The sequence below is a fragment of the Streptomyces sp. NBC_01463 genome (assembly GCA_036227345.1).
In the GTDB taxonomy this organism is placed as follows: domain Bacteria; phylum Actinomycetota; class Actinomycetes; order Streptomycetales; family Streptomycetaceae; genus Streptomyces.
Map to the genome: position 1 here is coordinate 5,716,171 of CP109468.1, position 15,587 is coordinate 5,731,757.

General features: G+C 70.9%; 11 protein-coding genes and 1 tRNA gene. 10 read left to right on the forward strand and 2 right to left on the reverse strand.

Annotated elements, in window-relative coordinates:
- Positions 1-18: 18 nt before the first annotated feature.
- From OG521_25350 to OG521_25360, 3 genes are all read left to right on the forward strand, one after another.
- Positions 19-1,872, forward strand: a complete 1,854-nt coding sequence (locus tag OG521_25350) for an SPFH domain-containing protein (GenBank protein WUW23913.1) — start codon at positions 19-21, stop codon at positions 1,870-1,872.
- Between the two features lie 157 nt (positions 1,873-2,029).
- Complete coding sequence (locus OG521_25355) at positions 2,030-2,620, forward strand: lytic polysaccharide monooxygenase (GenBank protein WUW23914.1); 591 nt, start codon at positions 2,030-2,032, stop codon at positions 2,618-2,620.
- Between the two features lie 26 nt (positions 2,621-2,646).
- Positions 2,647-4,323 carry an AMP-binding protein gene (locus OG521_25360; GenBank protein WUW23915.1) on the forward strand — a complete coding sequence of 559 codons (1,677 nt, stop codon included), beginning with the start codon at positions 2,647-2,649 and terminating at the stop codon, positions 4,321-4,323.
- Here the strand turns inward: OG521_25360 and OG521_25365 are convergent.
- Together OG521_25365 and OG521_25370 are read right to left on the reverse strand one after the other, a co-directional pair.
- On the reverse strand, positions 4,303-5,808 hold the full coding sequence (locus OG521_25365) for an MFS transporter (GenBank protein ID WUW23916.1): 1,506 nt from the start codon (positions 5,806-5,808) through the stop codon (positions 4,303-4,305). The genes OG521_25360 and OG521_25365 overlap by 21 nt on opposite strands.
- Positions 5,809-5,938: 130 nt before the next feature.
- Positions 5,939-6,012 (reverse strand) — tRNA-Lys (locus OG521_25370).
- Positions 6,013-6,202: 190 nt separating this feature from the next.
- Here OG521_25370 and OG521_25375 point away from each other — a divergent pair.
- The 7 genes from OG521_25375 to OG521_25405 all read left to right on the forward strand — a co-directional run bounded on the left by OG521_25375 (position 6,203) and on the right by OG521_25405 (position 15,513).
- Complete coding sequence (locus OG521_25375) at positions 6,203-6,724, forward strand: hypothetical protein (protein WUW23917.1); 522 nt, start codon at positions 6,203-6,205, stop codon at positions 6,722-6,724.
- 91 nt (positions 6,725-6,815) lie between these two features.
- A complete protein-coding gene (locus tag OG521_25380; protein ID WUW23918.1) occupies positions 6,816-7,826 on the forward strand; it encodes a LacI family transcriptional regulator in 1,011 nt (336 codons plus the stop codon).
- Between the two features lie 143 nt (positions 7,827-7,969).
- Entirely contained in the window at positions 7,970-9,343 is a 1,374-nt protein-coding gene (locus tag OG521_25385) for an extracellular solute-binding protein (protein WUW23919.1), read from the forward strand.
- Between the two features lie 2 nt (positions 9,344-9,345).
- The gene (locus tag OG521_25390; GenBank protein ID WUW23920.1) at positions 9,346-10,338 is read left to right on the forward strand and encodes a sugar ABC transporter permease; all 993 of its coding nucleotides are present in this window, start codon (positions 9,346-9,348) and stop codon (positions 10,336-10,338) included.
- An 8-nt stretch (positions 10,339-10,346) separates the two neighbouring features.
- Positions 10,347-11,234 carry a carbohydrate ABC transporter permease gene (locus OG521_25395; GenBank protein ID WUW23921.1) on the forward strand — a complete coding sequence of 296 codons (888 nt, stop codon included), beginning with the start codon at positions 10,347-10,349 and terminating at the stop codon, positions 11,232-11,234.
- Between the two features lie 71 nt (positions 11,235-11,305).
- Positions 11,306-13,825: a carbohydrate-binding protein gene (locus tag OG521_25400; protein WUW23922.1), complete on the forward strand. Its 2,520-nt coding sequence runs from the start codon at positions 11,306-11,308 to the stop codon at positions 13,823-13,825.
- A gap of 74 nt (positions 13,826-13,899) precedes the next feature.
- Entirely contained in the window at positions 13,900-15,513 is a 1,614-nt protein-coding gene (locus OG521_25405) for a glycoside hydrolase family 13 protein (GenBank protein WUW23923.1), read from the forward strand.
- The last annotated feature ends 74 nt before the right edge of the window (positions 15,514-15,587 follow it).

Consider the following 15,587-nt stretch of genomic DNA (forward strand, 5'->3'; position numbering starts at 1 on the left):
CACATGACGGAGGCGGGAATGCGATCCACGGTGTCGGACAGCTCCGGGAACCCGGAGAACCCGGACAGCCACCCGGAGTACCGGGAGGAGAAGGACGGGGAGGAGAGGTACGGGGCGGTCCCGGTACGGGAGTGGGTGGGGCCGGACGGGGCGGGCCGGGTGACGGACGCCTGGGCCGCGGCGGACGAGCGGGCCGGTGCGGCCGGCGGCTGGGCGGTGGGGGACGAGCCGGGCGTGTCGGGTGAGCCCGACGCACCTCCGGCCGCCGGGCCGGACTCCGTCGTCGACCTCGTGCTCGACCTGGTGCCGGGCGAGGGCGAACGCGAGCGCGGGGGCTCCGGCTTCGGCGCGACCTCGGCCTCGGTGTCGGTCCCGGGCCCGGCTGCCCGGGCCGACGGGGAGGACGACCCGGCCGACGCATCCGGCACCGAGGGGCCACTCGTCGAGGACAGTCCGAGCGCCTCGGGCCTGCTGCCCGCCCCCGCACCGGAGTCCGGTCCCTCGGCAGGCGCTGATTCCAGCGGCGGTTCCGGAGGCGAATCCGGCTTGGACCCGGAGGCTGCGGCGCGGGCGACCGTCGCCGAGACGGGGATGCTGGTGATGGCCGGAGCGGCCGCCCCCGAGACCCCCGCATCCGCGTCCGAGTCCGTCCCCGTGTCCGCCTCCGTCGTGTCCGCCCCGTCCCTGTCGGTGTTCACCGGCGAGGACACCGCCGAGATCCGTGCCGACATCCGCACCGACCCCCGCACCGACACCGGCCGCCACCAGGCCGTCATCGCCAACGAACGCACCGCCTCCATCCCCGTGCACCTGCTCTTCCGCGACGAGCCCGAGGCCGGCGCGGACGTCACCGCGCTGCCCGCCACCGTCGTGCGCAGGGCCGTCGGGGGAGAGCAGGCCGGGGTCCGGAGGCCGCCGGTGCCGCGGACACCGCAGGTGCGGCCCTCGACCAGGCCGGCCCCGGTCGCCGACCCGAAGCTCCACGAGCGTCCAGGCCCCGCACTGCCCGGGTGGGTCGCGCTCCTCACCGGGCTCGGCGGGATCGCCGCCGCCGGCGGGGTCCTGTGGTGGACCGGGGCGGTGCCCGCCCGGCTGCTGGCCCGGGTCGGTCTCGGGCCGCGCCCGTACGACGGGCTCGGCATGGGCGCCTGGGCGGCGCTCGCGCTGCTGGCGACCGTGGTGCTCTTCGCGCTCGGCGGTCTGAGCCGGGGCCGGGTCGGGTACGCATGGGTGCTGACGCTCTTCGGGCAGTACCGCGGCAGCGTGCGGCGGACCGGGCTGATGTGGGTCAGCCCGCTGCTGCTGCGCCGCCGGATCGACGTACGCCTGCGGCACTGGCGCAGCGAGCCGCTGCCCGCGATGGACGCCAACGGCACCGCGCTGCGGGTCGTCGTCCTCGTCGTGTGGCGGGTCAAGGACACCGTGCGGGCGACGCTGGGCATCGAGGACCACGAGGAGTACCTGCGGGAGCAGGTGGAGGCGGCCATGGCGCGGGTCCTGTCCCAGCTGCCCGCCGACGCCTTCCACGAGGACGCGCACACCCTGCGCAACGCGGAGGCGGTCGGTGACGCGCTGACCCGGATGCTGAAGGCAGACTGCGAGCCCGTCGGCATCGAGGTGTACTCGGCCCAGCCGACCGGGATCGAGTACGCGCCGGAGGTGGCGGCGGCCATGCAGCGGCGCCGGATCGCGGCCATCGACGCCAAGCACCGCGACAGCGTGCTGACTTCGGTGGTGGACGCCGTGGACGACACCGTCAACCGGCTGACCGCCCGTGGCCTCGTGGAGCTCGACGACTACGAACGCAAGTCCCTGGTCAAGGACTTGACGGTGGCCTTCTACACCGGCCGCAGCGGTGGGGAGGGCGCCTGAGCCCGTAAGGCCCGCACCTCGGAGGCAAACGGAATCCCGCTCTCATTGGTCTGGACATGTTCATGCCGCGTCAATAATCTAGGCCTTGGTCTAGACCGCACCACCGCGCGCAGCAGTGCTCATGGAACCTCCCCCACGTCTCCGAGGAGCGGCAGCAATGCGTAAGAAGACAGGTGTGGCCCTGGTCGGTCTCGCGGTAGCGGGCGTCTCGATGTTCGCTACCAGCAGCGCCAGCAGCCACGGCTACACGGACAATCCCATCAGCCGTCAGAAGCTCTGTGCCAACGGCACGGTCACCAACTGCGGCAACATCCAGTGGGAGCCGCAGAGCGTCGAGGGCCCCAAGGGCTTCCCGGCGGCCGGTCCCGCCGACGGCGCGATCTGCTCCGGTGGTCACGGCGAGTTCGCCCAGCTCGACGACCCGCGCGGCGGGAACTGGCCCGCCACCAAGGTCACCGCGGGCCAGGGCTTCAGCTTCCGCTGGCAGTTCACCGCCCGGCACGCCACGACGGACTTCCGCTACTACATCACCAAGAACGGCTGGGACCCCACCAAGCCGCTCAAGCGCTCCGACCTGGAGTCGCAGCCGTTCATGACGGTGCCGTACAACAACCAGCAGCCCCCGGCCACCCTGACCCAGCAGGGCACCATTCCCACCCAGAAGACCGGGAAGCACATCATCCTGAGCGTCTGGAACATCGCCGACACGGCCAACGCCTTCTACTCGTGCTCGGATGTTCAGTTCTGACGTGTAGTCAGTTACCGTGCGGCGCCATGGGGAGCGCAGGCACCGTCGCGGAGCTCGTACAGCGCCAGTGGGGCGACCACCGGCCCGGATTGAGACACGAGGGCACCGTCCTCAGTCATCACCAGGTCGCCTCGGGCGCTGCCGCACGGGCCGCGCTCCTGGCGGATCTGCTGCCCGCGGGCAGTGAACCGCACCTCGGGGTGCTGCTGGACAACACCCCGGAATTCCCGCTGTGGTTGAGCGCGGCGGCCCTGGCCGGGGCCGCCGTCGCCGGCATCAACCCGACCCGCCGCGGGCCCGAACTGGCCCGCGACATCCTGCACACGGAATGCCGGGTGCTGGTCACCGAGCGCGCCCATCTGAAGCTGCTCGACGGACTGGCGCTGCCGGGCGTACGGGTGCTGGTCGCCGACACCGACGCGTACGCCGCGCTCCTCGCCCCCTACGCCGGTGCCCGGCCGGGCGACGCGGTCCTGAACACGCCCGCGCCCGCGACCCGGATGCTCCTCTACTTCACCTCGGGTTCCACCGGCGCGCCCAAGGCCGCGATCTGCACCCAGGGGCGGCTCGCCGCTGCCGGGAAGTCGCTCGTCGACCACTTCGGGACTGGCCGCGAGGACGTCCACTACATCTGCATGCCGATGTTCCACGGCAACGCGGTGATCGCCGACTGGGCCCCCGCCCTGTCCGCGGGCGCCGCCGTCGCCCTGCGCCGGCGCTTCTCCGCCTCCGGCTTCCTGGCCGACGTACGCGCGCACGGCGCCACGTACTTCACCTATGTCGGCCGTGCCGTGCAGTACCTGCTGGCCACGCCCGAGCGCCCGGACGACCGCGAGCACCCGCTGCGGCTCGGCTTCGGCACGGAGGCCGGTGCCGTGGACGCGGCCCGCTTCCGGGAGCGCTTCGGGGTGCGGCTGGTCGAGGGGTACGGATCCTCGGAGGGCGGCGCGGCGATCCAGCGGACCCCGGACACCCCGCCCGGCGCGATCGGCCAGGCGGCGGACCGCGACGACCTCGCGGTCGTCGACCCGGAGACGGGCCGGGAGCGGGCCGCCGCGGTCTTCGGCAGCGGCGGGAAGCTGCTCAACGGGGACCGCGCGATAGGCGAGTTGGTCAACCGGGGCCGTACCCCGTTCGAGGGGTACTGGCGCAACGAGGCGGCGGACGCGGCCCGGGTGCGCGACGGCTGGTACTGGACCGGGGACCTGTTCTTCCGCGACGCCGACGGCTTCCTGTACTTCGCGGGCCGCACCGAGGACCGGCTGCGGGTCGACAGCGAGAACCTGGCCGCAGCGATGATCGAGAACATCCTGGCCCGCTGGACGGACGCGGCCGCCGTGGCCGTCTACGCGGTGCCCGACCCGGTCGCGGGCGACCAGGTGATGGCGGCCCTCGCGCTGCGCGAGGGGGCCCGCTTCGATCCGGAGGCGTTCGCCGCGTTCCTCCGCGACCAGCCCGACCTGGGGACGAAGATGGCCCCCCGGTTCGTGCGCGTCGTCGGATCGATGCCCGTGACGGCGACGAACAAGGTCCACCGGGTCGGGCTGCGACGCGAGGGATTCTGGTCCGGGGGGCCGTTGTGGTGGAACGGGGAGGGCGGTCCGTACGTACCGTTCGGCGAAGAACGACTCGCCGCTCTGGTGGGGGAGTACGAGGAGCACGGACGTCATGAGCTGCTGTCCTCACACGGTGGGGGAGTGTGACAGGGCCGCCCGCCGCAGCTGGGTCACCGCCAGCACCGCTCCCAGCAGGAGCAGCAGCCCGCCGGCCACCGAGGCGTACTGCATGCTGTGCACGAAGGCGTCCCGGCCGATCGCGATGAGCGAGCCGTCGCCGGTGGACAGCGCCCCCGGCAGCGTCTTGCGCGCCGCCTCCGGGGCCGCGTCCGGCATGTCCGCCGTGTAGACCGCGGTCGCCACCGCACCCAGCAGCGCCATCCCCAGCGCCCCGCCGAACTCCTGGCCCGTCTCCAGCAGCGAGGCCGCCGAACCCGCCTTCTCCGGCGGGCTGGTGGACAGGGCCAGGTCCGAGACGAGCGCCATCACGGTGACGATCCCGCTGCTCATCACGGCCGCGCCGATGAGCAGGATCGCCAGCGAGTCCGTACCCGACAGGGCCAGGACACCGAAGCCGGCCGCTGCGATGACGAAGCCCGCGCAGATCACCCGGGCACGGTCGGTGCGCTGGGCGATCGCCGTGGCCGCCGGAGCGGCCGCGCCCACCGCCAATGACGGGGCCAGGCTCCACAGCGAGGCCTCCATCGTGCTCATGCCGAGGACCGACTGCAGGTACTGGGTGGTGAAGAAGGACGAGCCCATCATGGCGAACGCGGCCAGCGCGTTCAGCCCGATCCCGGCGGCGAAGTTCCGGTCGCGGAACAGCTCCCGGCTGACCATCGCGTCGGTCCGGGTGCGCTGCCGCCGGACGAAGACCCAGCCGACGGCCAGCCCGGCGGCGATGACCAGTGCGTTGCGCAGATCCATCCCCTCGGCGGCGGTCTCCTTGATCCCGTAGACGACCGGGAGCACGGACCCCATCGACAGCGGCACGCTCAGGAAGTCGAAGCGGCCCGGGTCCGGGTCCTTGAACTCCGGTACCAGGACCGGCACCAGGACCAGCAGCAGCACCATCGCGGGCACGTTGATCAGGAAGACGGAGCCCCACCAGAAGTGCTCCAGCATGATGCCGCTGAGCACCGAGCCGAGCGCGATGCCGCCCGCCATGGCGCCGGACCAGATCCCGATGGCCCGGCCGCGCTGCCGCTCGTCGCGGAACATGTTCCGCACCAGGCCCATGGTCGAGGGCATCAGTGTCGCTCCGCCGATGCCGAGCAGGGCGCGGGCCGCGATGAGCATCTCGGGGCTGGTGGCGTAGGCGGCGCCGACCGATGCGGCGCTGAAGGCGACCGCCCCGAACAGCAGCAGCTTGCGGCGCCCGATGCGGTCGCCGAGCGAGCCCATCGTGATGAGGAGGCCGGCCAGCGCGAAGGCGTACACATCGAAGATCCAGAGCTGCTGGGTGGCGCTGGGTGCGAGGTCCCGGTCGATGGACGGGATCGCGAAGAAGAGGACGGACACGTCCATGGAGACCAGGAGGAGCGGCAGGAGCAGGACCACGAATGCGGTCCACTCCCGACGGCCGGCGAGATCGCCGGGGGCCGAGGCGGTGGTGCTCGCTGAGTTCGTCATGCCGAGGACTATACGAACGTGTAAAACGCTTGTCTAGTACGTTCGTTTAAAACAGTTGTACATCTTCGAGGGCAACGCAAAACGCACGAGGCGGTCACCGTGGAACGGTGACCGCCTCGTGCGTTGTCTGTGCGCCGCCAGGGACTCGAACCCCGGACCCGCTGATTAAGAGTCAGCTGCTCTAACCAACTGAGCTAGCGGCGCTTGCTGACTCGAAAATAATACCTGGTCCTCCGGGGTGCTGATGACACGCACCCAAACCCTTCCTGACCTGCGACTTCATGAATGGTGTCGCGCAGTGACGCCAGCGATGGCGCACGCGACGCCACTATTGGCTCGCTATGGCGCCATTGATGTGCCACTATGGCGTCACGGAAATCGAGGGGGATGGGTCATGGAGACAGCAGGAGCACTACAGGAGCGACAGCCGGCAGCACCCGGCGCCCTCGCCTCCTTCGCGCGCTTCGTGCTCTGCGGGGGCGGAGTGGGTATCGCGTCCAGCCTCGCCGTTGCGGCCCTCGCCTCCTGGATCCCCTGGGCCCTGGCCAACGCGCTGGTCACCGCGGCCTCCACGCTGCTCGCCACCGAACTGCACGCCCGCTTCACCTTCGGTGCCGGCGGACGCGCCACCTGGCGCCAGCACGGGCAGTCGGCCGGATCGGCGGCAGCCGCGTACGTGGTGACCTGCCTGGCGATGTTCGCCCTCCAGGGCTGCGTGGAGGCGCCCGGCGCGGCGCTCGAACAGGCCGTCTACCTGTCCGCGTCGGCGCTCGCCGGGGTGGCACGGTTCGCGGTGCTGCGGCTGGTCGTCTTCGCGCGGACCCGCACGGCGGCGGCCGACACCCGCTCCGTCCACGCGATCGCCGCTCCCGACGGGCTCCCGGCCGACCCCGCGGCGCTCTGTCACGCCGCCTGATCCGGGAGCCGGTCATCCCTGACCGTCAAAGAAAGTCAGTTTCTTTCGTAAGTGATCTTTATTTTTGCGTAGACCTTTGTAGGGTGAGCGCGTGACGAAACGACGACTCTCCCAAGTGGCCGAGTTCGCGGGTGTCAGCGAGGCGACGGTCAGCCGCGTCCTCAACGGCAGCCCCGATGTGGCGAGCACGACCCGTGACGCGGTGCTGAGCGCGCTGGACGTGTGCGGCATCGAACGGCCGCTGCGCTACCGGGCCCCGCGCGCCGCACTGATCGGCCTGGTCGTGCCCGACCTGCAGAACCCGATCTTCTCCGCGTTCGCCGAGGCGCTGTGCGGGCTGCTCAACAAGCGCGGACTGATACCCGTGCTGTGCACCCGCACCGCCGACGGCGTCTCCGAGGCGCACTACATCGAGATGCTGCTCGACCAGAACATCGGCGGCATCGTCTTCATCGGCGCCAGCTACGCCGACGCGGGCCCCGCGCACGGCCGGGCGCTGCGGGAGCGCAAGGTGCCTATGGTGCTGCTCAACGCCGCGGACGAGAACCTCGGAGTGGCCCAGGTCAGGGTGGACGACGCGCTCGCCGCCGAGCAGGCGCTGAACCACCTGACCGCGCTGGGGCACGAGCGGATCGGGATGATCCTCGGACCGCTCGGGCACGTCCCGTCGGCGCGCAAGCTCGCCGGGTTCGCGGGTTTCTGCAGCCGGCGCGGGATCGCCGCGGACGACTGGCGCAGGCGGGTGGTGCACGCGCTGTTCACCATGGAGGGCGGGGCCACCGCGCTGCCCCGGCTGCTTGCCGAGGGGGTCACCGCGGTCGTTTGCGCAAGCGACGCGCTCGCGCTCGGCGCGGTCCGGGGCGCCCGCCGGCAAGGGCTCTCGGTGCCGCACGACCTCTCGGTCGTCGGCTTCGACGATTCCCCGTTCATGGTGGCCACCGAGCCCCCGCTGACCACGGCCAGACAGCCCATCCAGGCCATGGCGACGGCCGCGGTCGCCGCGCTCGTGGCGCAGATCGACGGCCACGCCACTGCAAACGACCTGATGATGTTCGACACCGAACTGATCGTCCGCGGCTCGACCGCCGCACGCCCCCGCTGAGCACGGCGGCGTTACCGCCCAAGGTCAACAACATTACTTTCTTGCGTAGATGCATTGACTTCTTGCGTAACCGGCTTCTACCTTCAGCGCAGCTCGAAGCGCTCGGGGTCCGACAGCCCCGCACCCAGGAAGGCACGATTCGCATGAATGGCTTGCCCGGCATCAGCAGGCGTCAGGTTCTCGGTTCGGCGACAGCCGTCGCCCTGTCCCTCGCTCTCACCGCCTGCGGTGGTTCCCCCTCCTCGTCCTCCGGCGTGGACAAGAACGGCGTCGTGACGATCAGCGTCAACGGCATGCCGGCCAAGACCCAGCCGGTCGACCGGAAGAACTTCATGGAGGACGTCAAAGCCTTCGAGAAGAGCCACCCGAAGATCAGGATCGACGCCCGCGAGGGCCAGATGGACCCGAAGACCTTCGCCGCGAAGCTCGCCGGCGGCCAGCTGGAGGACGTCTACTACGTCTACTTCACCGACCCCGCGGGACTGATCCAGCGCCGCCAGGCCGCCGACATCAGCAAGTACGTCGCCGACGTGCCGTTCTCCAAGGACATCGACCCGGCGCTGCTCAAGGTCTTCAAGGACGCCGACGGCAAGACGTACGGCCTGCCCACCGGCAACTACTCGCTCGGCCTGCTCTACAACCGCGCCCTGTTCAAGAAGGCCGGCCTCGACCCCGACAAGCCGCCCACCAGCTGGGAAGAGGTCCGCACCGCCGCCAAGAAGATCAGCGCGCTGGGCGACGGCACGGTCGGATACGCCGACTACAGCAAGAACAACCAGGGCGGCTGGCACCTCACCTCGTGGATCTACTCCATGGGCGGCGACGTCGCCACGCAGCAGAACGGCACGTGGAAGGCGGCGTTCGACAGCGACGCCGGACACAAGGCCCTCCAGGCGCTGCACGACATGCGCTGGACCGACAACAGCATGGGCACCCGCCAGCTGCTGGAGATAGCCGACGTCCAGAAGATGATGGGCGCCGGCAAGCTCGGGATGTACATGGCGGGACCCGACAACATCCCCACCATCGTCAAGCAGTTCGAGCGCAGCTACGAGGACTACGGACTCGCCGCGCTGCCCGGCACGGCGACGCTCGGCGGCGGCGACGGATTCATGTTCAACCCGAAGGCCTCCCCGGAGAAGATCAAGGCCGGCCTCACCTGGGTGCAGTGGAAGTACCTGCGCGGCCCCGAGCGCGAGGCCGTCGACAGCAAGCGCGCCAAGAAGGACGGGGTGCCGATCGGCCTCCCGCAGCCCCGGCTGTTCACCGGCGCGGCCCAGGCGGAGACCGACCGGATCCGCGCGCAGTACGCCAACACCCCGGTCAAGAACTATCAGCCCTTCGTCGACCGCAACGCCCAGGTCGAGACCAAGGTCGAACCGCCCAACGCCCAGCAGCTCTACACGATCCTCGACGGTGTCATGCAGTCCGTGCTGACCAAGAAGGACGCGGACATCGACCAGCTCCTCAAGGACGCGGCGAAGAAGGCCGACGCCGTCCTCGCCACGGTGAAGTGACGATGACCGTGCAGCCGCTCTCCTCCGCCGTGGCGAAGAGCACCGGCCAGGAGCAGGGGGACCCGGCCGGTGCCGGGCCCCCCGCCCCGGCCCGTACCGACGCGGCCCCCCGGCCCGCCGGCTCCCGGCTGCGCCGGACGGTCCGCGAGAACCTGGTCGCCTACCTCTTCCTCGCCGCCGGTGTGCTCTGCTTCGCCCTGTTCTCCTGGTACCCGATCGTGCGCGGCGCGCTCCTCGGCTTCCAGCAGGTCACCTTCGCCCAGCCCGCCCAGTGGGTCGGCCTGGACAACTTCCAGCGGCTGATCGACGACCCGCTCTTCCTCACCGCCTGGAAGAACACCGGCTACTTCACGCTGCTCGCCCTGGTCTTCGGCTTCGCGGCCCCCTTCGTCACCGCCGTCGTCCTGAACGAACTGCGGCACGGCCGCTCCTACCTGCGGATGACCGTCTATCTGCCGGTCATGCTGCCGCCGATCGTCACCATGCTGCTCTGGCGCTGGTTCTACGATCCGGGCCCCGGCCTGTTCAACAACGTCCTGGAGGTCTTCCACCTCCCCGCCCAGCAGTGGCTGGAGTCGGAGAACCTCGCCATGGTCTCCCTGGTCCTCGTCTCCACCTGGGCCAACATGGGCACCACCACCCTGATCTACCTCGCCGCCCTCGGCGGCATCCCCGGCGAGCTCTACGAGGCGGCGGAGCTCGACGGGGCGTCGATCCGGCAGCGGCTGTGGCACGTCACGATCCCGCAGATGCGCTTCATCCTGATGATCACGCTGCTGCTCCAGGTCATCGGCACCATGCAGGTCTTCGTCGAACCCTTCGTCCTCACCGGCGGCGGACCCGACGACGCCACCGTCACCGTGCTCCTGCTGCTCTACCGCTACGCCTTCGTCTACAACGACTTCGGCCTGGCCAGCGCCATGAGCACGCTGCTCTTCGTGGTGCTCGGCCTCTTCGCGGGCGTCTACCTGCGCCTGACCCGGACCAAGGGCTGAGAGGAACCATGGCCGCCGAAACCCCCGTACGCACCCTGATCGCACCCGCCGAGATGAACCGCCGCACCGGCCGGTTCCTCTACCGCTTCGTGCTGGTCCTCACCCTGATCGGCTTCACCCTCACCTTCGTCTTCCCGCTCTACTGGATGACGACCGGCGCGATGAAGTCGTCGGCCGAACTCGCCGACCCCGACCCCACGTTCCTCCCGCAGAGCTGGCACCCCGAGAGCTACGCCGACGCCTGGACCAACGTCGGACTCGGGCACTACTTCCTCAACACCCTGATCCTCGCGCTGGGCGCCTGGCTCACCCAGCTGCTCGTCGACGTCTCCGCCGCCTACGCGCTCTCCAAGCTCCGGCCGCTGCTGGGCAACGTGGTCCTCGGCATGATGCTGGCGACCCTGATGCTGCCGGTGTCCGCGCTGCTCGTGCCGACGTACCTGACCGTCGTCGACGTACCGCTGTTCCACGTGAACCTGATCAACACCCCGTTCGCGATCTGGCTGCCCGCCGCCGCCAACGCCTTCAACATCTTCATCCTGAAGCGGTTCTTCGACCAGATTCCCGCCGAACTCCTCGACTCCGCACGGATCGACGGCGCCGGCACGCTCAGGGTCCTGGTCTCGGTCGTCCTGCCGCTCTCGCGGCCGGTGCTCGCCGTCGTCTCGATCTTCGCGATCGTCGGCGTCTGGAAGGACTTCCTCTGGCCGATGCTCGTCCTCCCCGACGAGGCCGGACAGCCGATCACCGTGGCCCTGAACCGGCTGTCGGAGTTCATGCCCGCCAACCAGCTGCTGGCCGGCATGGCGATGGCGGCCGTCCCCCTGCTCGTCCTCTTCCTGATCTTCCAGCGCCACATCATCGCGGGCCTCACCGCCGGCAGCCTCAAGGGCTGACCCGCCGGGCCCCGCCGCGTGCCGCCTCGGCACCACCCCGGGATTCCCCCACACAGGAAGGACACACAGCCGTGTCTCCTGCACCAAGAAAGCGCTCCCACGCCCTGCGGACGGTACTTCCGCTCCTGCTGTCGATGATCGGAGTACTGCTGTACGGGGCGGCGACGGCGCAGGCCGCCGGCGCCACGCTCGAAGCGGAGTCCGCCCAGCTGTCCGGTGGCGCCGCCGTCTCCACCGAACACCCCGGCTACACGGGCGGCGGCTTCGTCGGCGGCTTCACCGACGCCAACAAGGGCTCCGCTTCGGTCTCGTTCACCGTGCGGTCCGAGGCGGCCGGCGCCGGGTCCATAGCCGTCCGGTACGCCAACGGCACCACCGCCACGATGACGCTCAGCCTGTACGTCAACGGCGAACGGGTCCGCCAGGCCGGGCTCCCCGCCACCGCGAACTGGGACACCTGGGCCACCCACGAGGAAGCGGTCACCTACAAGGCGGGCGACAACACCGTCGCCTGGACGTTCACCGCGTCCGACAGCGGCAACGTCAACCTGGACAACGCCACCCCGGTCACCCCCACCACCCCCACCGACCCGGGGCCCACCACCCTGACCCACCAGGCCGAGGACGCCTTCGTCTCCGGCGGCGCGTCGAAGGCCACCACCGCCACCGGCTACGAGGGCAGCGCCTACCTGGCCGGCCTCACCACCGCCGGGGCCCGTGCCGTCTTCTCCGTCGACGCCCCCGCGGCCGCCACCTACCCGCTGACCGTCCGCTACCGCACCACGGACAGCGCCGCGGCCACCACCACCCTCCAGGCCAACGGCACGACCGTCCGCCGCCTCACCCTGCCCGGCACCGGCGGCGCCTGGGCGACCGCCGACACCGACGTCCCGCTGCGCACCGACCTCAACACCGTCGCCCTGCGCACCGCAACCGGCGACAACGGCGGCTACCAGCTCGACGGCATCACGGTCACCGGCTCCACCCCCTCCGCGACCCGCGGCGCCACCCTCCCGTACACCGGCTACGAGGCCGAGAGCGGCAGCACCAACGCCACCACCATCGGCCCCGACCGCACCTACCTCTCCGTGCCGTCCGAGGCATCCGGCCGCAAGGCCGTCGTCCTCGACAGCAGCGGCGACTACGTGCAGTTCACCCTGACGAAGCCCGCCAACGCGCTGACCCTGCGCTACTCCCTGCCGGACAACGCGGCCGGCACCGGCACGGACGCCACGCTCAGCGTCTACGCCGACGGCACCGAGATCGAGGACCTGCCGCTCACCTCGAAGTACAGCTGGGTGTACGGCGGCTACCCCTACAACAACGACCCCTCCCAGGGCTCCGGCCACCACTTCTTCGACGAGACCCGCACCCTGCTCGGCCGGGAGCTGCCGGCCGGCACCGTGCTGAAGTTCCAGAAGGACTCCGGCGACACCGCCGCCTCCTACACCCTGGACCTCGTCGAGACCGAGACCGCACCGGCCGCGCTCACCATGCCCGCCACCGGCTTCGTCTCCGCCACCACCCTCGGCGTCACCCCGGACGACTCCTCGGACGACACCTCCGCCCTCAACTCCGCGCTCGCCACCGCCACCTCGCAGGGCAAGGGGCTCTGGCTGCCCTCGGGGACGTACGACATCTCCGGCCACATCGACCTCACCGGGGCCGATCTGCGCGGCGCCGGGCAGTGGCACACCGTGCTGCGCGGCAAGAACGGCAAGGGCGGGCTCTTCGGCCGCGGCGGCACCAGCAACGTCCAGGACCTGATGATCGCCGGAGACGTCTCCTACCGCGACGACGCCAACTTCGACGCGGCCGTGGAGGGCGACTTCGGCAACGGCTCGACCCTGCAGAACCTCTGGATCGAGCACACCAAGGTCGGCCTCTGGATCGACGCCCCCACCACCGGCCTCCTCGCCACCGGGCTGCGCATCCGGGACACCTTCGCCGACGGCGTCAACCTCCACAAGGGCACCACCGGCAGCGAGGTCTCCCAGTCCAGCGTCCGCAACACCGGCGACGACGGGCTCGCGATGTTCTCCGAGTCCCAGGCGGTCACCGACTGCGTCTTCCGCTTCAACACCGTGCAGGTCCCGCTGCTCGCCAACACGGTCGGCATCTACGGCGGCCACGCCAACCGGGTCGAGGACAACCTCCTCGCCGACACGGTTACCGGCTCCGCGGGCATCGCGATCAGCAGCCGGTTCGCCCCCGTGCCGTTCAGCGGAACCACGTCGGTCCAGCGCAACACCCTGACCCGGACCGGCGGTTACGAACCCAACTGGCAGAGCAAGCTCGGCGCCCTCTGGATCTACGCCGACTCCTCCGACATCACCGCACCCGTCCTGCTGAAGGACAACGACATCCTCGACAGCACCTACAGCGGCCTGCTCATCAGCTGGCAGAAGAACATCAGCGCCCTCACCGTCGACGGCCTGGAGATCGACCGGGCCGGCTCGTACGGCATCGAGATCAACTCCGCGGGGGCCGGCACCTTCACCGGCGTCACCGTCAGCGGCGCCACCGACGGCGGGCTCTCCGCCGCGGGCGGCTTCGCGATCACCCGAGGCACCGGCAACACCGGCTGGTAGCCCCGTCCGGTGCGGGCGGCCCGCCCCTGACGGCGGCCGCCCGCACCACCCCTTTGACCGAGCAAGGAGTCTCAGTGACCCACTGGTGGCGGCACGCCGCGATCTACCAGATCTACGTACGCAGCTTCGCGGACGGCGACGGGGACGGCACCGGCGACCTCGCCGGGGTCCGCGACCGGCTCCCGTACCTGCGGGAACTCGGCGTGGACGCCCTGTGGTTCAACCCCTGGTACACCTCACCGATGGCCGACGGCGGCTACGACGTGGCCGACTACCGCGACATCGACCCGCTCTTCGGCACCCTCGCCGAGGCCGAGCAGCTGATCACCGAGGCCCACGGCCACGGCCTGCGGGTGCTCGTCGACCTGGTTCCCAACCACTGCTCCGACCAGCACGTGTGGTTCCGGGCCGCGCTCGCCGCGGGCCCCGGCTCGCCGGAGCGCGAGCGCTTCTGGTTCGTCCCCGGCCGGGGCGAGGACGGCGAACTGCCCCCCAACGACTGGATCTCCTACTTCGGCGGCAGCGCCTGGACGCGGGTCACCGAGGCGGACGGCACCGCGGGCCCCTGGTACCTGCACATGTTCGCCCCCGAGCAGCCCGATCTGAACTGGGAGCACCCCGAGGTGCGGGCCGAGTTCGAGGACATCCTGCGGTTCTGGCTCGACCGGGGCGTCGACGGCTTCCGCATCGACGTCGCGCACGGGCTGGCCAAGAAGCCGGGACTCCCGGACGTCGGCCCCGACCCCGACATCACCGACCTGCCCTACCAGGACTGCGACGCCGTCCACGACATCTACCGTGCCTGGCGCAAGATCCTCGACTCCTACGACGGCGACCGGACGTTCGTCGGCGAGGTCTGGCTGCCGGCCGCCGAGCAGACGGCCCGCTACCTGCGCCCGGACGAGCTGCACTCGGCGTTCAACTTCGACCTCCTGTGCTGCCCGTGGGACGCGGCCGCCCTGCGCGGAGTCGTCGACGCCACGTTCGCCGGGCACGCACCGGTGGGGGCGCCGCCGACCTGGGTGCTGTCCAACCACGACACCATCCGTCATGTCACGCGCTACGGACGCGAGGACACCTCGTTCGACATGGGCGACAAGCGGCTGCGCGACCCGAGCGACCCGGCTCTCGGCCGTCGCCGGGCCCGGGCCGCGGCGCTGCTCACGCTGTCCCTGCCGGGCGGGGTGTACGTGTACCAGGGCGACGAGCTGGGCCTGCCCGAGGTCCAGGACCTCCCCGACGCGCTGATCCAGGACCCGACGTTCGTCCGGTCCGGCGGCAGGGACCGGGGCCGTGACGGCTGCCGCATCCCGCTGCCGTGGTCGGCCGACGGGACCTCGCTCGGCTTCTCCCCGGCGGGCGCGGCCGCGCCGTGGCTGCCGCAGCCCGCGGACTGGGCGGCGCTGAGCGTGTCGGCGCAGGATGCCGACCCGGACTCCTTCCTCGCCCTCTACCGGGCCGCCCTGGCCCTGCGGCGCGAGCGGCTGACCGCGCTCCCGGAGGAGGTGACGTGGGTGGACGCGGGCCCGGACACGGTGTGCTTCGACCGGGGCGCCTCGTTCCGCTGCCTGGTGAACCTGGGCGATCCGGTGACGCTGCCGCCGGAGGCGAGGGTGCTGCTGGCCAGTGCGGAGCTGGACGAGGCGGGGATGCTGCCGCGCGACACGGCGGTGTGGTTGTCGCTGTAGGACGCGGAAAGATGTCCTCAATCGCCGGACGGGCTTGATTTTCGGCGATTGAGGACGACGCGGGACGGGCCCGT